Below are 20,328 nucleotides of genomic sequence, written 5' to 3' on the forward strand. Positions count from 1 at the left end.
CCCGGCAGACCGGAAATTTCACCTCCTTCATGCAGGAAAGCCCGCTTGACTTGACCGGAAAACCATGTGAAACATGACAACAACATTCTTCCATGAAGGCATTCACCATTACTTCCATTCTGGCCGCGGCATGCGTCCTGGCGGCGGCTTCCCCTGCCGCAGAATCCCAGGCGCGCACAGCGGCCGCCGCCCAGGCGGCAGCCGGCATTCCCAAACAGGACCCGCAATTGATCAAGGGGCAGCTCCCCAACGGGCTCACCTATTTCATCCGCCCGAATGCGGAACCCAAGGGGCGTTTCAGCATACGCCTGCGCGTCAATACCGGCTCCCTGAACGAAACGGACGACATCCAGGGCATTTCCCACTTCCTGGAACACATGGTGTTCAACGGCAGCAAGCACTTCAAGCGCGGAGAAATGATCCCTGCCATGCAGAAGGAAGGCCTGGGGCTGGGCGGTGACGCCAACGCCTACACCTCGTTTGACGAAACCGTGTACACGATGGACGTTCCCAGCATGAAGGAATCCACCGTGAACCTGGCCTTCACCATCATGCGCGACTTTGCGGACGGCGCCCTGCTGGAGGAAAGCGCCATTAATGCGGAACGCGGCATCATCACGAGCGAATACAAGGCGCGCGACTCCGCCGGCTACCGGGTCATGAAAGAGGTATTCTCCATCATGCTGGACGGCACCAAGATTCCTCACCGCTATCCCATCGGCACGCTGGAAGTGATCCAGAACGCCCCGCGGGAAAAATTTGTGAACTATTACCAGACTCATTACGTTCCCAGCCAGATGCAGCTCGTCATCGCCGGGGACATCACCCCGGAACAGGGAAAGGAATGGGTGGAAAAATACTTCGGTTCCATGAAGAAGGACGACTATTCCTTCAAGGCCGACCGGGGAACCCTCAAAACGGCGACGGAGGCCACCAGCCACTGGATCACCAACAAGGAGGCCACCTCCACGGAAATCAGCATCAACATCGTCCGCCCCTACGAGAAGAAGCCGGATACCATCGCCAACCGCACCAAGGACATTCCGCTGAACATGGCGTATGCCATGCTGAACCGCCGCCTGGAAAAGATGGCGAAAAACACGGAGTGCCCCTTTATTTCTGCGGATGCAGGCCGCATGGAACTGCTGGAAACAGCGGAGGTGGACGCAATCCAGGCCCGGGCGGACTACAAGAACTGGAAGACGGTCCTGACCACCATGGAGCAGGAACTGCGCCGCGCCGTGGAATTCGGCTTCAACAAGGAGGAACTGGCGGAAGCCCGCAGCAACAGCATTTCCGCCGCGGAAAACGCCATCAAATCCTGGCCTACCGCCAAATCCGAGTCCCTGGCTTCCGCCATCGCCCAGAGCGCGGCGCAAGACATGGTCTTCACGACGCCTGAGGAAGACTGGTCCATCTCCAGGGAAGTTATTGAAACCCTGACTCCGGAACAATGCCGGGCCGCCCTGGAAAAAGCCTGGAGCAACGCCCATCCCCGAGTGATCGTCACGTCGAACAAGGAAAATGCCCAGGGCTCCTCCGAGGCCATGAAGACCTACAGGGAAGCCCAGGCCGCCAAGGTGGAACCCTACAGGGTGGACGAACAGAAGGCATTCTCCTACAAGTTCGGAGAACCCGGCAAGGTAACGGCCAAAAAAGAAGCCGCGGACCTGGGAGTCACGCAGCTCACCCTTTCCAACGGCGTGCGCGTCAACCTGAAGCCCACGGAATTCGACAAGGATTCCATCAACATCACCTTTGCCGTGGACGGCGGAGGGCTGAGCAGACCGGAGAAAGCCGCCGGACTGGAAATCTTTACGGGCGCCGTGATGAACGGCGGGGGCCTGACCAACCACTCCAATGACGACCTGGCTGCCGTCATGGCCGGCAAAAAAGTCGGCGTAGGCTTTTCCATGACGGACCGCTCCTTTGTGCTGGCGGGCAATACCAACCGGAAGGATCTGGAAACCCAGCTCCAGCTTCAAACGGCCTACCTGATGTACCCCGGCTACCGCGAGGACGGCGTCGTCCAGCTCCGCCGCGCCATCCCCATGCTTTACAACAAGCTGGCTCATGAAGCGCAGGGAGCCATGAAGACGCAGGTCCCGGCCATCCTGTACAAGAACAACCCCCGCTTCACCTTCCCCGAGCAGAAACAGCTGGAATCCTACCAGATCAAGGAAGTACGGGACTGGGTGGACGCCCCCCTGAAGAACAACTACATGGAAGTGACCGTCACCGGCGACTTCAAGCCGGAGGACATCATCCCCATGCTGGAACGCACGGTGGGCGCCCTCCCCAAACGCGCGGACGCTCCGGCGGCGCTGGACGAAAAACTGCGCCATCCGGCCATGGCGGACTTCAACTTCTCCAGGGATCTGGAGTACGACTCTTCCATTGACAAGACGCTGGTCTGCCTCTTCTGGAAAACACCCGGCGGAGAAGACAAAAAGCTGGCCCGCAGGCTGAACATGCTCAAGGCCGTCTTTTATGACCGCGTCTTCAAGGGCATCCGTGAAGACATGGGAGAAACCTATTCCCCCTTCACCGGCATCAACATCAGCGAAACCTATCCGGACGACGGCTACATCTTCACCATCAGCTCCGGCGTCATGCGCAACAAGGACGCGGTCCGCAATGCCATTGCCAAAATCGCAACCGAACTCGGCAAGGGGAACGTAACGCAGGAGGAACTGGACCGGGCGCGCAATCCCATCCTCAATTCCATGGAGCGCGCCCAGCGCGACAACGGCTACTGGATGGGCCTGCTGAAGGATTCCCAGGCCAGACCGGACCGCCTTACCCAGCAAAGGGAAAGCATTCCGGACGTCAAGGCCATCACGGTGGATGAAGTGAACAAGCTTGCCAGGGACATCTTCGGCAACGGGGAACACCTCAACCTGAATATTCTGCCGGATCATCCCGCCGCGGAAGCTCCGCCTGCTGAAAAGCAGGCGGATAAATCCGAAAAGACCCCGGCCGCCGTCCCCACGGCGGCTTTTTGCATTCACGCCACTGCCGCAAACGTCTCCAAAAAAGAGGCAAACGCCAGGAATGACTACGCCATCATCATCTCGGAGGAAACCGCGGCCATGCCGGAATGGAAAGCCGTGGCAGACAAGCTGGCGGAAAGGCACGGCGGCGCCATCGTCACCGTGAAGGATTCCATGTTTGCCAAACTGGACACTCTCAAAAAAATGGCTCCCCGCTTTCTGGCCGTCGTCGCGCGCCCGGAGGAGATAGACAGAACCGTGGTCAATGACCTGCACCGCCTCACGCGCCGCCTGGATGGCGACCCCTACGGGGACTGCATCTGGGGCATCGTCACGGGGTACGCGCCGGAAGACGCCATGCGCATAGCCTCCGCGGAATCCCCCCTTGTCATGACCCGCGCCATGGGCACCACCAACATTGACTCCGGACGGTTCAGCGAAAGCATGTGCATTCTGGACTGGCAGCCTTTCCAGTATATGGAACAGCGCGGATACAAGGAAAAAGTGACGCCGTCCTTTTACACGCGCGGCCTGCGCGAGCAGGAAAAGGGAGACCAGGGATCCCTGGGAGTGACGCCCAAGCTTACGCAGTACTGGGAAAAAAACGACCCCCAGTTCTTCGCCACTGCCTCCCATGCCACCCAGTTCAATCTGGAAATGCCCTTCAGCAAGGGGATCATCGTATCCGGAAACAACCAGTTCCATGTGCTGGATAAAAAACAGTTCAAGGAATTCACCACCTTCCTGCGCGGCGTGCTGTTCAACGGAAAGGAAGACGACCTGATGGCCTTCATTAAACGGAGCAACGCACCTGTGATCAAAGCCGGCCAGGGCCCCGCCGTCTGGCTGGCCGCGGGCAACTGCCTGGTGGGAGACGTAATGAAAACGAAAAACTCCATGGCCGTCACCGCCCTGAGCCGCTACGGCTTCAACCAGCTTGTGGGCTACACCGTTCCTTCGTGGTACGGCAAGGGCGGCTGGGGAACTCTGGGCATGCTTTTCAGCAACCATGACAATTCCAGCCTGGCGGAAGCCTGGTATCTGAACAACCAGTTCATCCTGGATGAAACCATGACCCGTTTCCCCAAGCTCATGGACGTGCATTTCAATTCTCCGGACATCAGCGGCATCAAGGACGATCCCGAATTTTCCAAGGGCATGGCCGCCGCCGGATACGGCATGGGCAAGGATCAGATGGGGCTGATTCATGACCGGGATACGGTAGCCTTTTACGGAGACCCCGCCTGGGTCGCGCGCCTGGACGAATCCCACTCCAAGTCTCCCTGGCACATCACCTGGAACGATCCGAAGGACGCCGCCAGAGGATTCACCGTCACAGCCAACAAGGACGCCAAAGGAAGGCTGGGTGTCTGGTTCCCCAACAGAATCAGCGCCAAGACGGCCACCGTCACGGTGGAAGACGCCGCCACCCCCGTGGAAAAAATGGGGCTGCTGACCAACGACTTTCTTCTGCTCCGGGAACTGGAACTCAAAAAAGGGGAAAAAGCCGTCGTGGAAATGAAATGACGGGATTTCCGGACATGCCGGAACACGGCGGAAGGAACGCTTCCCTCCCGGCAGGAATCCGGATACGCCCTCCTTTTTCCATAGACAAGCGGGCGGCAAACATGGATACTCCTGTTAATCAATCCACCCTATGACTGATTACTCCATCTTTTTCATCATCGCCATTGCCGCGACAGGCATAGGCGCGCTGTTGTTCCTCCTGTCCCTCTTCGGCCTGGGAGAACATGACCTGGACTTTGACGCGGATTCCGGAGGCGCCGACGTAGGGCTGCTCTCCGTCAAATCCGGCATAGGCTTCTTCCTGGGCTTCGGCTGGGGCGGCGTGTTGGCCCAGGGTCTGGGCTGGGGCATGGCCGCCTCCATAGCCGCCGCCGCTTTCACGGGCATCCTGATGTTCCTGATCATCGGCATATCCATGCGCTTCATCATGAGCCTCAAGTCCGACGGAACCCTGAACTATGAAACCCTCAAGGGCATGACCGGCTCCGTGTACATCAGCATTCCCGGCGGCCGCCAGCGCGGCGGCCAGGTAACGATCGCCCACCCCAGCCAGCTTCTGTACCTCCCGGCCATTCAGGAGGGGGAGGAAACGCTTCCGGCCGGAACGCCAGTGGAGGTGGTTTCCGTCGCCGCCGGCATAGTCACCGTAAAACCTCTTCATTAACAACCCCAAACATACCACCCATATTACAACACCATGGATAAGATAATACCCATTGCCATTCTGGTTCTCTTCATCATCCTGACGGCCTCCTGGCTGTTCAGCCGCTACCGCATGTGCCCGCCGGACAAAATCCTCATTGTCTTCGGCAAGGTGGGCACGGGACAGCCCGCCAAATGCTACCACGGCGGCTCCACCTTCGTGCTGCCGGTGCTCCAGTCGTACAGCTACCTGGACCTGAACCCGATCAACATTGACGTGCCCTTGCAGGGCGCCCTGTCCTCCCAGAACATCCGCGTGGACGTTCCCTCCTCCTTCATCGTGGGCATCTCCACCCTGCCGGAAATCATGCAGAATGCCGCCGCCCGCCTGCTGGGCCGCACCCGGGAGGAAATCCGCAACCTGGCCGCGGAAATCATCATGGGCCAGATGCGTGTGGTGATCGCCTCCATGACCATTGAGGAAATCAACTCCGACCGCGAAAAACTCATCAAGGGCATTACGGAAGGCGTGGACGTGGAACTGCACAAGGTGGGCCTCCACCTCATCAACGCCAACATCACGGATATCCAGGACGCCTCCGGCTACATCAACGCCCTGGGCAAGGAAGCCGCCGCGCGCGCCATCAATGACGCCACCATCAAGGTGGCGGAAGAAACCCGCCGCGGTGAAATCGGCAAGGCGGAAGCGGAAAAGGACCAGACCGTCCAGGTGGCGAACGCCCGCGCCGTCGCCATCGAAGGGCAGAACGAGGCCCAGATCAAGATTGCGGAATCCGCCGCCAAGCTGCAAGTGAAGCAGGCGGAAGCCAAAAAGCTGGCGGAAGTGGCCCAGAAGGTGCAGGAAGCCAAGACCCTGGAAGAAGCCTACCAGGCTGAAAAGGAAGCGGAATTGAAGCGTGCCGAACGCGAGCGCGCCACCCAGGAAGCCAACATCCTGGTATCCGCCCAAATCGAAAAGAGCCAGAGGGAAGTACAGGCCCAGGCCACTGCGGAAGTACTCAAACTGGAACAGGAAGGCAAGGCCCAGGCCCTGCTCATCCAGCGCAAGGCGGAGGCGGAAGCCATCCGCCAGCTTGCAGAGGGCGAGGCCCAGGCCACCCTGCTCAAGAAAAAGGCGGAAGGGGAAGGCATGGAAATGGTGGGCCGCGGTGAAGCCGCCGCCATTGAGGCCGTGCTGGCCGGGAAGGCCAGCGGTTTCCGGCAGATTGTACAGGCAGCCGGTTCTTCCGACGCCGCCTCCAACCTCCTGGTAACGGAACAGCTCACCAGAATCGTGGAACTCCAGTCCGGAGCCGTCAAGGGCCTGAAATTCGACAAGGTCATCGTGATGGGCAACGGCGGAGACTCCTCCGTGGGCGGATTCGTCCAGAACCTGGTGAAAGACACGCTGCCCCTGCATGAACTGGGCAAAAGCGTAGGGCTGGAACTGCCCTCCTTCCTGGGCAAATCCACGGACGGGAAAAAAGCCCCTGCTCCCGCCCCAGCCCCTGCCGCTACGGTTCAGGCCGGGACCACGGAAACCACCGTCAAACTAAGCTGATTTTCAGATGAATATGGAAGCCGTCATGGGCGTTTTGCTCGGCATCGGGCTGGGAGCGGCCTGCGGCTTCCGTATCTTCGTGCCCCTGCTGGTGGCCTCCATCGCCATCCACGGGGGCTTTCTGACCGTTACTCCGGAATTCGCATGGCTGGGCGGCACTCCCGCCCTCATCACGCTTTCCATAGCCACTCTGCTGGAAATAGCAGGGTACTACCTTCCCGTCATTGACAATACGCTGGACGTACTGGGAGCGCCCGCCGCCGTCATCGCGGGCACCATCCTGGCCGCCGGATTCATCGGCCACATGGATCCCATGCTCCAGTGGGGACTGGCCGCCATTGCGGGCGGAGGAGCGGCGGGCGTCATTCATGGCAGCATGGCGGCCATTCGTGCGGCGGCCTCCGCCGCTACGGGAGGACTGGGCAATTCCGCGGTCTCCACGGCGGAAACGGTATCCGCCTCCCTCGTCTCCATCCTGGCCTGCATATTGCCCGTTCTGGCCGTCCTCCTGCTGGGAGCGGCCATTTACCTGCTGGTCAGGTTCGTCATCTCCCTGAAAAGGAAACTGGCACAGGCCGGCACTCCGGACAAAGTGGAAGTTCAGGACTGAAACGAAATGCCATGTTTCGCCCGGGAGGAGGGGAAAACCCTCTCAAACCATGAGCGCCGTGCCTCCGGAAAACCGGCATTCCGCCCAGCTTCAGCACCGGGAGGCGCGTTCCGGTTCCCTTCAGCCCCCTTTCAACCATTCGACTCATTGACAAGGAAACGGAAGCGGGATAACATGCGGCCTTCAACATTTCATTCTACCGCCATGAACATCAAACTCATTCTTCTGACCTCCGCAGCGGCTCTCGGCCTTGCCTCCTGCAACACCATCAGCGGCATCGGAAAGGACGTGGAATCCATGGGCAGCAAAATAGACAGCGCTTCCCAGGCCACGAGCCGCTCCATGCAGCAGTAAAAAGCCTCCCGGCCTTCGGAACTCCACTCCGGAACACTTCCCGTTCCGGCACACACCCCCTGGAATGCGATCCAAGCGGAAAGGTCCATCTTTTCCGCAAAAGAGCCGCCTCTCCCTTTCCGGAGAAGCGGCTTCTGAATATTCAGCGGTTAGCCGTCCTACATGGCACGGCTTGTAGCCCGGGCGGCGGAATTGATATCGTTGCCGACGGATTCCACATCCCTGCCCACACCGCCGATCGTATGACAGGAAACACACCCAAGAAGGGTGGCGACGCCTAAAATAATTAATTTGGTTTTCATCATTTCATTGGAAGAGTTTCCGAGGATTCAGACTGCCTCCAGAGCTTTCCCGTTCAAATAACACACAATGATGCCGCACAGCTCCACCTGTCATTCTCCGCTCTTGCCATACCCCGGAGACAAAGCTTAAATGACAGCCGTCAACGGGAGGGAAACACTCCGGCAGATACCCTGCCCCCGGCTCCCTGAACCATACCATTTACCAAGATGATCAAAGTAGCCATCGTAGGATACGGCAACATCGGGAAGTACTCCGTGGACGCCTTGCGCGCCGCTCCCGATATGGAACTGGTCGGCATTGTGCGCCGCCCCGGCAACGAACCCGTTCACGGCATCAGGACCGTGGCGGACATTGAAGAGCTGGGGCACGTGGACGTCGCCCTGCTGTGCACCCCCACCCGCAGCGTGGAAGAAACGGCCCTGCCCCTGCTCGCCCGCGGCATCAACACGGTGGACAGCTTCGACATTCACGACAAGATCGTGGACCTGCGCCGCTCCCTGGGTGCCCAGGCCATCAAGCACGACTCCGTCGCCGTCATTTCCGCCGGATGGGATCCGGGCACCGATTCCGTGATGCGTTCCATGATGCTGGCCATGGCGCCCAAGGGCATCACGTACACCAACTTCGGCCCCGGCATGAGCATGGGCCACAGCGTGGTGGCGCGATCCAAGGAAGGCGTGGAAGACGCCCTTTCCCTCACCATCCCCACCGGTTCCGGCGTCCACCGCCGCATGGTGTACGTGGTGCTGAAAGAAGGCGCGAAATTTTCCGACGTCGAACTTGCCATCAAGTCCGATTCCTACTTCAGCCATGATGACACCCGCGTGCAGCAGGTGCCGGACATCGACGCGCTGAAGGACATGGGCCACGGCGTACTGATGGAGCGCAAGGGCGTTTCCGGAACCACGCAGAACCAGATGTTCAAATTTGAAATGCGCATCAACAATCCGGCCCTGACCGCCCAGGTCATGGTGGCCTCCGCACGCGCCAGCATGAAGCTGGGCGCCGGGTGCTACACATTGCCGGAAATCGCCCCGATGGACTTCCTGCCGGGCGACCGCGAAGAACTGATCGCACAACTGGTTTAACGAATGGCGCGCCCTGCATGGAGAAGATTTCTCCGCGTAGACGGTCTTTCCATAGCCCCGGAATGGATTCTTGCCGTTCCGGGGCTTTTTTCCGCCCTTGTTCCTTCAAATGGCAGCCCGGCAGAGCCATTCTGCCGTTATTCGCCATTCCATGCAGGAAGCGCCCGGGCAATGCTTGGCAGACACACCCTTAAAACAGTTTGTCCGCACCCGTCCGAAGAATCGCCTCATCCGCAATTCATGGATTCCTTGGCCCCTCATCAGGTCATGAACATGGGGCGTCACTGTCCAAAACCAGGCTGCCGTTCCTGAACACCACCGGAGCCGGGGCGTGGCGGTTTTCCGTCCAGTTCCATGCGCGGGCCAGCAGGGACCAGAATGCCGCATGGGGGGAATCCTTTTCCTGCATCAGCCGTGCCGGAGTCGGCACAAAGGGGTATATCTGCACGGGCACGCTTTTCTGGCCAGCCGCCAGGGCCTGTTCCACCATCGTATAAAGTTCTTCAATGCCCGGGTCCGTCATCGCCAGGCATCCGATGGAAACGTCCCTGCCATGCACCATGATCAGACTTCCCGTCCTGTTGAGGAAACGGTCGTAGGAATTGGGATAACCGATATTGAAGGACAAATGGTAATTGCTGCGCGGATTCAATCCGGTGGGAACCACCTCATAAAATCCCTCCGGCGTCTGTCTGTCCCCTTCCTTCTGCTTGGGACCGAGCTCTCCGGACCATGCGGCAATGGGATAGCGTTTGACGAGTACGTAGCGCTCTCCCTTGTCCGGCTTTACCCAGAGTTCCAGCAGGGAATCCTCCTTCACGGCACGCAGGAACACCGGGGAACCCACTCTGGCTCCACAGGGACCCAGAAAGGAATTCAGGACGGGCGTTACCCGTTCGCGGGCGGCGGAAGCCCGGCTGTCTGTATCATTGGCACACGCCATCCTGGAAACCATAACCGCACAAACTGCCAGAACCAGCCCCAGCCCGGTCAGCAGCACGTTTTTCTTCATGAAACACGTATAGCTTTCCCATCTGTTTTTACAAGGAGAAAACAACTGATTCTTTTAATGTTGTAAAAACCGTCCCAGAAAAAGACACTCCCTTCCCCCTGATTGGCATTGACTTGTTCCATAGCCGGGCTTACACAGCCGGAATAACCGCAACGGCCTTTTCCAGGGAAAACACACCGGAAATGTGCACGGCCTCAGAATGATTCTCCCCCTTCACCTCATGCGATATGGACATTGACCAGTTGCTTCCCATCACTACGCGCGGAGAATTGAGAGCATGGCTTGAAAAGCACCATCTCACCGCCTCATCCTGCTGGATTCCCATCACCCGCAAACCCTCTCCGCACGCCGTTCTTTACCTGGATGCCGTGGAGGAGGCCCTCTGCTTCGGCTGGATTGACAGCACGCGCAAAAAGACGCCGGAGGGGCATTTGGCCCAGCGTCTTTCTCCGAGGGCCAAAGGAAGCAAGTGGTCGGAACTAAACAAGGAACGCGTCCGCCGCCTGCTCAGAATGGGATTGATGACGCCGCGGGGGATGGACTGCCTGCCGGACATGGCCCCGGAAGCCTTCCAAATAGATTCCGAAATCCTGGACGCCCTGCGCCGGGAACCGGAAACATACGCCCACTTTCTGAACTTCCCGCGTCTGTACCGCCATGTACGCATTGATACCATCCAGATCAAGAAAAACCAGCCGGACCTGTTTAAAAGCCGCCTGGAAAAGCTTCTGGAACATACCCGCGCCAACAGGATGTACGGAGAATGGCATGACGGAGGCAGACTGTTAGAAGAATAAAAAACGGAATAGTTTTTTTAAGCTGTTTTTTCTCTTCAAAGTTTGTTTCGTTCATTAGGGGCTCATAGGGCTCATAGGGCTCATAGGGCTCATAGGGCTCATAGGGGTTATAGGGTCCATTCCGTCTATTAAGTCCACTTTGTCCATTAAGTCCATTTCCTTCCCCTCCCCCTCTTTGCACAGCCAGGGCCGCTGCGGATGAACCGCAGCGGCCCTGGTTTTTTCCAGCAGAGGCGGCGTTTCCGCCGCTCCCCTGGCGCCTTAACCTTTTTTAGAAGTCGTAGCGGTAGCCTATGCTTCCGTTTACCGAGCTGGCTCCGTTGCGGATGTCCGCGTTGCCGTCCACAAAGACCGTTCCCTGCGTCCCTACCGGCACGCTCAGGCCCGCTCCGATTTGCACGGCCGTGCGGCCGACTTTGGCTCCGCGCACCCTCTGCAGCAAGCCCGGGTTGCCCAGGAGTCCCACATTGGCTTCCCCGCGTCTGTCGCCCAGGTCCTGGGCCGCGTTGACACGCAGTTCCGCCAGCGCTTCCCTCCCGAAGATGTTGCTGCCTACAAGACCCATCCACCGGCCCCCCAAGGCAAGTGTCCCCGTCGTCAGTTCCTGCTTGTCCACATCAAGCCCCATGCTGCCGGCTCCCGTTTCACGGTAGCCGTCCATGCGCGTGGTGACCACCGAGGCGTTGAAGAGGGGTTGCAGGATGCTGCTCCTGTTTTCGTTGAGGTAGATGTCGTAGGTGAGTTCATACATCGCTCCCATTCCCCAGCCGTTGGTGTTGCCTTGCGTCCTGTAGCTGCCCGCTCCGTAGTCCACCGTCCGGTTGAGTTTGGCATCGTTCCACCCGCCCGTCAGGATGAGCGTGTGGGCCCAGCGCTTGCTTTGGTAGCGGCCGAAGAGGTTGGCGTAGTAGCTGTCCAGGTGGCCGTCGGCCGTGTCCGCCGCGCTGGCCGTCAGGTCCCCGTAGTTGGCCGTGAAGGCCGCCCCCATCGTGAAGGAGTCGCTGAGGTCCACGTCCACCCCGAAGGTGCCCCCCCAGGAGGTGAGTTTGTAGCCGCTTTCATCCCCCCTGGTGTCCAGCTGGGCGTAGGAGCCCGTCCCCTGCATCCACATGTGGAAGTAGGGGAGGTCTTCGTTGATGTAGGCGGGGTTGACGCCCATCTGGTTGGTGCGGTTGCGCAGCCAGCTCATCTGGTCGCGCAGCGCGTCCCTCTGGGCCATGGAGAGGCTGGTGACCGTGGAACCGGCCGCCGCGGCCATTTTGCGCGGGATGGCTCCGGGGTTGTGGACCAGATCGTCGTTGATGGCCGAGAGGAAGCCGGTGAGATATTCGTCCACCTGTCCGGCACGCGCCGCTCCCCAGACGAGGTTGGCGCCGGCCAGCGAGTTGGCCGTGTCCACCAGGGTCGCGTAGGGGTTGTCGGTTTGTTCCTCGGCCTTGAGCAGGATTTTGTTGCCTTCATGCACCAAGTGCGCGTTTTTGTAGTAGGTGAGGAAGAGGCCGCCTACCGTGAGCGTGTGGTCCCCCAGCGTGATGTCTCCCGTTCCGGTGAGTTCCATCAGCGAGAGTTCCATCGGGTTGCCCGGGTTCCAGGTGATGTTGATTCCCGGAAGCGTGGTGACGTGGAAGGAGGCTCCGTTTTCCACCACGATGCTGCCGCTGGATTGGATGAAGCTTTCCGCCAGGTTTCCGTCGGAGTTGAGCGTGAAGGTGGTGGTCGAGCCGCTGCCAAAGGCGGCGCTGTCCACGGTGAGGGTGGTGTTGAGCGCGGTCAGCGCGTTGTCGCTGGCCTGGATGGTCAGATTGCCGTTGTTTACCAGCTTGCCATAGGAGAGGCGGGCTTCCTCCACATCCGCCTTGCCCTGGAGAACCAGGTTCCCGCCGCTGATCGTCAGGCCCGTATCCGCCCCGGAGCTGCGCAGAACCTGCGTGCCCGCGCCGGATACGTCCAGCGTGCCGGCCCCAAGCGTTCCCTCAAAGGTGTACGTCCGGCCGGAGGCCGCCTGGATATTCAGGGTCTGGCCGTTGAGCGTCAGGGCGCCGGAGCCTTTCAGGCCCCCTGCGCTGCTGTCCGCCTCCAGGCTGAGGGAGCCGTCCAGCTCCAGCACTACGCCGGAAAGCGTACTGTCCGCGGCCAGCCCCAGGGAAGCGCCTTCCGCAAGGTGAAGCGTGCCCTCTCCGCTGATATGCGTGTTGGCAATGCCTTCGGCCTCTCCCGTGAGCGTCAGCGTCCCGGAGGAATCGATCACCAGGTTGCCGCCGTTGGTGCCGGACGACAACGTCCTGGCCGTCACGCTGCCTCCGACGCCGATTGCCGCAAGGGAGTCCGCATCCGTGGAATCAAGCCGCAGGGCTTCCACATGGGCCGTGCCGTCGAGCTGGAGAGTGCCCTGCCGGGCAATGATGTCCCCGGCCAGGCTGACCGTTCCTTCCAGCGTGAGCTTGTTGGCCCCCGTCTTGACCAGGTCCGTATTGGCAGCCGCCCCGGCCAGGCCGCCGATGTTTCCGGCAAAGCTGGTGTCCACCCCCGTGTCTTCATGGAAGAGGTTGTTTTGCAGCTCGATGCTTCCCTTGCTGTCCGCCGTGTTGGTGACAATGAGGCTTCCCGTGCCCGTCTGCCCCGGATTGGTTCCCGGCGCAGTCAGGTTTTTAATGACCATGGTGCCGTCGGATTCCACGTAGAGGTCCTCGTTGACGATGACCGTCTGATAGAAGTTGAGGGCCTGGTTGGTGACCGGATTTTCCGCACTGCCCGAGCCGTCCACCGAGGAGACGTAAACCAGGTCCGTGTCTCCGGAGATGACGATGCTGCCTCCATTGACGTCCACGATGCCAAAGCCCAGCGCGGCAAAGAGAGGATCGGCCGTGATGTGGTTCTTGAGCGTGCCCAGGTCCTGCACAAAGCCGCCGTTGGTGAGCAGGAGTTCCAGGTCGCCGCCCGCCGTTTTCATTTTCTCCATGACGCCGGCAAGGTTCAAGGTGAGCGTGGAGCTTTCTGCAAAGGAGATGCTACCCAGGTTGTCTCCCGTTCCGTTAAATTGGATGAGGGCATCCGCTCCCGTGAACGGGTCGCCGGAGATGTTGCCCTCGCTCAGGGCCAATTTGTTGTCCGTCCCGCTGACGGTCCAGGTGGAGCCGTTTTTGAGGCCGGTGATCTGCGTGCCTGCCGTGGTGGTGGCAACCGTTCCCAGCTTGCTCGCATCCAGCCCCCCGAGGGCAATGTTGCCGGAGTCGGCAGTGGCCTGGACACGCACCCGGTTCGTGGCCGTTCCGGCGTAGTTACCGGCATTGCTCAACGCTCCGGATTGGATGAGGATGTTGGTGGTGGCGGCCGCATCAGAGAGGTTGAGCGTGCCGTTGGCCAGCGTGAGCGTGCCGGTCAGGTTGTTGGCCCTGTCGCCCACCGCAAAGGTGCCCGCGGTGTTGACTACCAGGCTGCCCGCTCCGCTAATGGTTCCGGCCCAGGCGGCGTTGTCACCGGTTCCGTCGCCCAGCTGGACGGAGGAGTTCTGGGCAATGGAGAGTTCTCCCGTGGACGTGTTCGCCCCGGTCAGGATGAGCTTGTCGCTTCCCTGGACGTTGAGCCTGGCCGTGTCGATGATGTTGCCCGCATAAAGAAGATCTTTGCCCGTGCCGCTGTAGTTGACGCGGTAGGTGCCAGCCCCCCCCAGGGAGACGGCTTTCAGGAATTCCCCGCTTGCCTGTGTGGCGGCCGCGTCACCCGCGCCGAAGGAGAGGATCGCATTTCCCTGACCGGAGTGCAGAGTGCCTGTAAAGCCGGTGAGATCGCCCGTGAAGATGGCCGTCATCGTGGGATTGACGCCGGCGCCCGCAGGCAGGCCGAAGTTGGCCCCGGCTTCACTCGTCAGATCCCCTGACAGAGTAAGCGTCTGGTTGGAGTTGCCGTTGAGCCAGCTCCCGGCCGCGGTGACGTGGATGTCGGCCCCTACGGTGACGTTGCCGTTTACGAAGAAGCCCCGCCCGTCAAGTTCCAGGCTGGCTCCTCCCACCGCCTCCGCATTGGAGAAGCCCACTTCGTTCCAGTCGGTATTGGTGCCGTTGCCCACGAGCTTGAAGGTGCCCGTGAAACTGGTGTTATCCCCGCTGACCTGGTAGCGCCCACCGCCGGGGTTGGTGCCTTCCGTATGGCCCAGAATGAGCTCCCCTGCCCCGCTGATGGCTCCCGAAAGAGTAAATACCGTTGTCCTGTTGACGGCGCGCGCTTCGTTGAATTGCAGAGTGGCTCCCTGCGCAATGGAGATGGCTCCGCTCCAGATCCGGGTGGAGGTAGATCCCGCAGGCAGGGTGATGTTATAGGTAAGCTGGCCTCCATCTACGGTCATGGCTCCCGTGTAGGCGGTTTCGCCGGAAGCCGCGGCAGTAACCGAGATGTCCAGCTCTCCGTCGCCCAGCTTGACCAGGGCCTTGTTCCCCAGTTCCTGGCTGTAGGAGGCCCAGGAGATGTCGTTGCCGTTGGTGTTGATGCGCACGGCTCCCGTGCCGCCCGCGTCAATGAGGCCGGAGATGTCCTGGAGGGCCCCCGTGCCGTACATGAATGTGCCTCCGGCAAAAATAAGTTTGTTGGTCGCCACCAGGCCCGTCGTGCCGTCTGCCGTTCCCGTCGTGTTGAGCACCAGCGTTCCCCCGGACAGCGTTACCGTTCCCGTGCCCAGACCCTGGGCCGCATTGAGGTTGAGGGTACCTTCCATGAGCGTTGTGCCTCCCGAGAAGGTGTTGGTACCCGTGTTTTCAATGGTTAGCTCGCCCGTGCCGCGCTTGACCAGTTCCGTGGTTCCTCCCTCACCGTCCACAATGGCTCCGTCTCCCGAGAAAGTGTAGGCGGTTCCCAGCTCCCCTTGCGTGTTGTTGACCGTGATGCGCGGCGAGCTGATTTCTCCGCTGAGGGTGACCGCAGAGGTGGCCACTCCAGACAGGTTTTCAAAGCTGGCCGCCAGCGTGCTGTCGTAGGTCACGGTCTCACTGTCCTTGTTGAGCCAGATGTCCTCGCCTCCATCAGCCACCCAGGTGCCCGCCGTTCCACCGTTCCAGTTGAGGGCTTCTCCCAGCGCCTTGACGCGCAGGTAGAGCGTGTTGCCTGTAAGTTCCAGCGCATACGTGTAATCGGCGGAAAGAGCGCTGGAATCAAATAGGAAATTGTTGGCCGTCAGCGTGCCGAAGCTGTCGGCCGTGATCAGCTTGTAGTCGTTTTCCATCGTCTGGTCCACACCGTTGATGGTCAGCGTGAGCGTGCCGGCCTCATTGAAGGAGAGCGTGCCGCCCGACTGGATGAGGGGAGCGCTGGAGGAAGTCAGCCCCGTCAGGTCCAGCGTCAGGCCGGAGGCCTGGGAGAGGGTCATGTTGCCCGCCGAGGAGAGACGCGCCCCGCCGCCCATCGTGATGGAGTTGCCGAAAGTTACGCCATCCGCCAATCCGAAGTGGAGTTCCCCGCCTGAGACCGTCAGAGCGTTGTCATAGCCCGTGGCCGTGGAGAGCGTCAGCTTGCCCTCCCCGCTCTTGGTAAAGGCGCTGCGGCCGTCCAGTACCGTCGCGTTGGCAATCACCGCGTCCGTCCCCGCGCCTGCACAGATCTCGTCAAAACCGGTCACCGCCGCCGTGGCAAACATGTCTGACTTTGTCACCCCGTTGAGGTTGAGCACACTGCGGGTCACCACATCCCCCTGGCCCTGCCCGGAGATGGCCGTAGTGCCCTCAAAAGTGGCCGTGTTGCCTTCAATGGTCACGTTGGCAAGCGTCGTTTCGTGGCCCGTGCTGCCCGTCTTCTGGCCACCGGCATAGATGGCCGTGTCCGTAAAGGCCCCTCCCCTGATGGTCAGGTTGGCTTCCCCGATAGTCAGTTTGGATGTGGTATTCCCCCGTTCCACATAGGAACCTGCCGAAATCTGCGCCCCCCGGAAGCTCCCTCCCTCGATCGTCACATTGGCGGTGCCGATATTGGCATTGATGGTGGAGGTCCCGGTCCCGTTGACGACCGAGCCGCCCCAGATCTGGCCCGTGTACGTCCCCGATTTAATAGTCAGATTGGTAGAACCGGTGATGTTGACCGTACTGTCCGCCGTTTCCACCCAGGTTCCCCCGGCAATCATGGTCGCTGTGGAGCTGCCTCCAAGATCCAGGGTCATATTGGTGGAGGTCAGATTATGGGTGGACCTGTTGACCATGCTACCTGCAAACAGCTTCTTCCCTTCTGCAAACGTGCCGCCTGTAATAGTAGTGGTAGCCCCCTGCGCAAATACGTTTTCATTAAAGGTTCCTCCGCTGATATCCAGGAAGACCGCCGCGTTCTGCTTGACGGAGATTTCATTGCCTTTCCCAAGCCCCAGTATATTGGCATTGAACACGCCCCCGCTGATGCTCAGTCTGCCCTCGTAGCTTTTTCCTTCTTCTTCGTTACCATAATTAATGATGCCCGCCCCCAGCAGGGACACAACGTCATTAAACGTTCCACCTGTAATGCCCAGATCAACATTCCCTAAAATAGTGGAGCCCTGGCCTGCCCCTCCGCGACCGGAGCCGGCTGAAACAGCAGTTGCAAAAGTTCCTCCATTGACGGTAAAATTAACATTGCCCGTATGCAAAAAACTCTCCAGGCCCAAAGCCAGGCAAAAACCCATACTAGGATACCCCGTCCAGTTTCCCCCATCCACGGTAACGGAAACAGTGCCCGTCGTAACAAATTTATGTGCGGCATTATTACCGTCTCCCAAGATGGACAATCCCGGAATGGTACCGGCATTTGCGTCTACATTCAGTGTAATATCCGCCGCCACATTACGAGTTTCCCTTGACCAGCTCAAGAAATGAAAACCTGAAGAGAAGGAAGTTCCGCTCCCGATATTGATGATGAAATTGTTTGTTCCATTGAGAGAAGTCGTTCCCACAGTTCCTTCAAGATTCCACAATTGCACGCCTGCGTACGTTCCTCCTTCCAGGTTTAGCGTGCGCTCATATTCCCCCTCGTAAGTACCGGCCGCCGTAATATCCGTGAAATAAATGATCCCCGGAGATTCGGCCTGCGCCACAGGCTCTCCGCCCGGGACCTTAATCGTATATTGATCGTCGGAAAAGGAAATGGTCGTTTCTCCGTTATCATTCAGGGTATAGGCAGACCATGCAGGAGAAATGAAACAGGCCAGAAGGGCGGACAAGAGAGAGAGAGGCAAATGTGGACGCATAACAGTAATTTATTGATAATGAATAATTAATCTATATACCAGACTATATTACTAATAGTAAGTAACGGATTTAAAATCCGGAGTCAATGACAATTTTTGATGGCAAGCATTTTAAGACAACTGAACGGCTTACCGTACAAAAAAGGAAAAGCGACGGCCTACCCTTCAAACACAGCCACTATCAATATTTTAATTGTTATCTGCCTCATTCCTGAACATTTCCGGATTTTAAATCCGTGCAAGCATTTTTTCCATTTTTCCCATCCGGCGCATCCCGCATGCAGGAAAAAGTGATTTCTTGTCTTGCATTCCCCAGGAAGTGCCTGTATAAGCCTCCACGTCCCTGCCGCAAGGCGGGACAATCCAAGGTCATGGAGCGGTAGCTCAGTTCGGTTAGAGCGCCAGCCTGTCACGCTGGAGGTCGCGGGTTCGAGCCCCGTCCGCTTCGCCACCTTGCATTGCAAAAACAACCGCCTCCGGGCGGTTTTTTTGTGCCTTCTCCGGAGCTTTTCCATCATCCTGCATTTTCGAAAAAACATTTCCGGTCCGAATTCAGGCATATGGAAAACTTCCTGCCAATCCGGCATATTCTACGGGAAGCATGTTTTACTGGAAATGACGCATGGGCTTGCTAGAATGGCTCCAGCAATACAAATCATGAGCACACTTTCGGACCGCCTCTTTGAGGAAATCCTTCAAGCCCGCCGACGGGTTTATGCCGTAGGCGAACCTACTCCTCTCCAGAAATTGAATCTGCCGTCCATCCAGGCCCCGGTATATGCCAAGCGGGAGGACCTGGGCCCCATCCGCGCCTACAAATGGCGCGGAGCATACAATTGCATGGCGGCCCTGAGCCAGGAAGCCAGGGACAAGGGAATCGTGGCGGCATCCGCAGGCAACCATGCGCAGGGGGTAGCCCTGGCGGCAAGCGTCCTGAATTGCCGGGCCACCATTTTCATGCCGCGCTCCACCCCGGAAGTGAAGCAGACGGAAGTGCGCCGCCACGGCGGCAGCCACGTGGAAATCATCCTTCACGGCGACTGCTATGACGAGACGGCTGCCGCAGCCCATGAATACGCGGAAACGCACGGGAGCACCTTTGTCCACCCCTATGACGACCTGGTCACGATGGGCGGCCAGGGAACGCTGGCGGATGAAGTGGTGATGAGCGGGGAAGGCCCCTTTGACCGCGCTTATGTGGCCATCGGCGGCGGCGGCCTGGCGGCCTCCGTAGCCTGCTGGCTGAAGAAATTCTGGCCGGATATCAAGGTAGTCGGCGTAGAGGGGGTGGACCAGGCCTCCATGAAAACTTCCATTGAACAGGGGCACCGCGTGAATCTGGATTACGTGGATGTGTTCTGTGACGGCACTGCCGTGCATATTCCAGGGGAACATACCTATCTGCTGTGCCGGGATTTGATCGACGAGTTTGTCACCGTTACCAACAATGAAGTTTGCCAGGCCATCCGGGCCATGTGGGAATCTTCCCGCGTTGTCCCGGAACCGTCCGGAGCCATGAGCCTGGCGGGGTTCATGAAACAGTGGAACGAGGGACAGGTCAGGCCGGATGAAAAGAGCTTCGTCGTTATTTCCGGAGCCAACATGGATTTCACCCAGCTCACCCAGATCGCCCGCCAGGCGGGAATCGGCAACCATGAGACGCGCTATCTGCGCATCTCCATGGCCTCCAAGCGCGGCCAGGTACTCAAGTACCTGCGCCACATGCCCCCGGCCACTACGCTGGTGGATGTGCAATACGGCAAAACGGAGGGAGATACACAGTACCCCGTGTTCGGCATCGCCGCTTCCGACGAAGATCTGGATACCATCCGCACTACTCTGAAAAAGAAGGGCATTGAGTTCGAAGACATTAGTGAAGACGACGATGTGCGCTTCCGCATGATCCATTATCAGGCGGAGTTGTGCGAACACCCCCTGTTTGTTCATATTGAGTTTCCCGAACGCGCCGGAGCCTTCCTGGATTTCATGGAACGCATCGCGGACCTGGCTTCCCTATGCTACTTCAATTACACTTACACCGGGGAACGCGTAGGACGCGCCCTGGTAGGCATGGAGTTTGAATCCGCAGAGGACCGGGAAACCATCCGGAAGCGCATGGCCGGATTCACGCGGAACATCATCCGTTCCATCCGGGAGATTTCTCCGGAAGCCTTCCACCGGATCATGGGAAAGGGCAGCCTGAATATCAGCACAGGCATTAGCAACCACTGACAGGAGTTTGTTCATTC

General features: G+C 59.2%; 11 protein-coding genes and 1 tRNA gene. 9 read left to right on the plus strand and 3 right to left on the minus strand.

The window, feature by feature from the left end:
* The first annotated feature begins 92 nt into the window (after positions 1-92).
* The 5 genes from V3C19_RS11060 to V3C19_RS11080 all read left to right on the plus strand — a co-directional run bounded on the left by V3C19_RS11060 (position 93) and on the right by V3C19_RS11080 (position 7,687).
* Positions 93-4,520 carry an insulinase family protein gene (locus tag V3C19_RS11060; RefSeq protein ID WP_295933652.1) on the plus strand — a complete coding sequence of 1,476 codons (4,428 nt, stop codon included), beginning with the start codon at positions 93-95 and terminating at the stop codon, positions 4,518-4,520.
* Between the two features lie 130 nt (positions 4,521-4,650).
* Positions 4,651-5,184, plus strand: coding sequence for a hypothetical protein (locus V3C19_RS11065; RefSeq protein ID WP_130083255.1), 534 nt, complete (start codon positions 4,651-4,653; stop codon positions 5,182-5,184).
* A gap of 33 nt (positions 5,185-5,217) precedes the next feature.
* Positions 5,218-6,723: a flotillin family protein gene (locus V3C19_RS11070; RefSeq protein WP_067571030.1), complete on the plus strand. Its 1,506-nt coding sequence runs from the start codon at positions 5,218-5,220 to the stop codon at positions 6,721-6,723.
* Positions 6,724-6,730: 7 nt separating this feature from the next.
* On the plus strand, positions 6,731-7,333 hold the full coding sequence (locus tag V3C19_RS11075; protein ID WP_130083257.1) for a DUF4126 domain-containing protein: 603 nt from the start codon (positions 6,731-6,733) through the stop codon (positions 7,331-7,333).
* Positions 7,334-7,537: 204 nt separating this feature from the next.
* Positions 7,538-7,687 (plus strand): entericidin, encoded by a 150-nt coding sequence (locus V3C19_RS11080; RefSeq protein ID WP_130083258.1) that lies wholly within the window; start codon positions 7,538-7,540, stop codon positions 7,685-7,687.
* A 158-nt stretch (positions 7,688-7,845) separates the two neighbouring features.
* Here V3C19_RS11080 and V3C19_RS11085 read toward each other — a convergent pair whose 3' ends face one another.
* Positions 7,846-7,992, minus strand: a complete 147-nt coding sequence (locus V3C19_RS11085) for an entericidin (protein ID WP_231863900.1) — start codon at positions 7,990-7,992, stop codon at positions 7,846-7,848.
* A 204-nt stretch (positions 7,993-8,196) separates the two neighbouring features.
* On the opposite strand from V3C19_RS11085, the gene V3C19_RS11090 reads away from it, so the two are divergent.
* Entirely contained in the window at positions 8,197-9,078 is an 882-nt protein-coding gene (locus V3C19_RS11090) for a diaminopimelate dehydrogenase (protein ID WP_295933635.1), read from the plus strand.
* Positions 9,079-9,343: 265 nt separating this feature from the next.
* Here V3C19_RS11090 and V3C19_RS11095 read toward each other — a convergent pair whose 3' ends face one another.
* Positions 9,344-10,090 carry a L,D-transpeptidase family protein gene (locus V3C19_RS11095; protein ID WP_295875564.1) on the minus strand — a complete coding sequence of 249 codons (747 nt, stop codon included), beginning with the start codon at positions 10,088-10,090 and terminating at the stop codon, positions 9,344-9,346.
* A gap of 227 nt (positions 10,091-10,317) precedes the next feature.
* Here V3C19_RS11095 and V3C19_RS11100 point away from each other — a divergent pair, with 227 nt between their 5' ends.
* A complete protein-coding gene (locus tag V3C19_RS11100) occupies positions 10,318-10,887 on the plus strand; it encodes a YdeI/OmpD-associated family protein (RefSeq protein WP_295875561.1) in 570 nt (189 codons plus the stop codon).
* Positions 10,888-11,158: 271 nt separating this feature from the next.
* Here the strand turns inward: V3C19_RS11100 and V3C19_RS11105 are convergent, their stop codons facing one another.
* Entirely contained in the window at positions 11,159-18,067 is a 6,909-nt protein-coding gene (locus V3C19_RS11105) for an autotransporter domain-containing protein (RefSeq protein ID WP_330937096.1), read from the minus strand.
* Positions 18,068-18,452: 385 nt separating this feature from the next.
* Here V3C19_RS11105 and V3C19_RS11110 point away from each other — a divergent pair.
* Together V3C19_RS11110 and V3C19_RS11115 are read left to right on the plus strand one after the other, a co-directional pair.
* Positions 18,453-18,530: transfer RNA gene (locus tag V3C19_RS11110), tRNA-Asp, on the plus strand.
* A gap of 206 nt (positions 18,531-18,736) precedes the next feature.
* Positions 18,737-20,311, plus strand: a complete 1,575-nt coding sequence (locus V3C19_RS11115) for a pyridoxal-phosphate dependent enzyme (RefSeq protein WP_295934336.1) — start codon at positions 18,737-18,739, stop codon at positions 20,309-20,311.
* Positions 20,312-20,328: the final 17 nt, after the last annotated feature.

It is taken from the genome of Akkermansia sp. AE01SA01 (assembly GCF_036417395.1).
In the GTDB taxonomy this organism is placed as follows: domain Bacteria; phylum Verrucomicrobiota; class Verrucomicrobiia; order Verrucomicrobiales; family Akkermansiaceae; genus Akkermansia.

Coding starts and splice junctions, on each gene's coding strand:
- V3C19_RS11085 (WP_231863900.1), bottom strand. CDS start 7,992: ATGATGAAAACCAAATTAATTATTTTAGGCGTCGCCACCCTTCTTGGG.
- V3C19_RS11100 (WP_295875561.1), top strand. CDS start 10,318: ATGGACATTGACCAGTTGCTTCCCATCACTACGCGCGGAGAATTGAGA.
- V3C19_RS11095 (WP_295875564.1), bottom strand. CDS start 10,090: ATGAAGAAAAACGTGCTGCTGACCGGGCTGGGGCTGGTTCTGGCAGTT.
- V3C19_RS11115 (WP_295934336.1), top strand. CDS start 18,737: ATGAGCACACTTTCGGACCGCCTCTTTGAGGAAATCCTTCAAGCCCGC.
- V3C19_RS11065 (WP_130083255.1), top strand. CDS start 4,651: ATGACTGATTACTCCATCTTTTTCATCATCGCCATTGCCGCGACAGGC.
- V3C19_RS11080 (WP_130083258.1), top strand. CDS start 7,538: ATGAACATCAAACTCATTCTTCTGACCTCCGCAGCGGCTCTCGGCCTT.
- V3C19_RS11060 (WP_295933652.1), top strand. CDS start 93: ATGAAGGCATTCACCATTACTTCCATTCTGGCCGCGGCATGCGTCCTG.
- V3C19_RS11090 (WP_295933635.1), top strand. CDS start 8,197: ATGATCAAAGTAGCCATCGTAGGATACGGCAACATCGGGAAGTACTCC.
- V3C19_RS11070 (WP_067571030.1), top strand. CDS start 5,218: ATGGATAAGATAATACCCATTGCCATTCTGGTTCTCTTCATCATCCTG.
- V3C19_RS11075 (WP_130083257.1), top strand. CDS start 6,731: ATGAATATGGAAGCCGTCATGGGCGTTTTGCTCGGCATCGGGCTGGGA.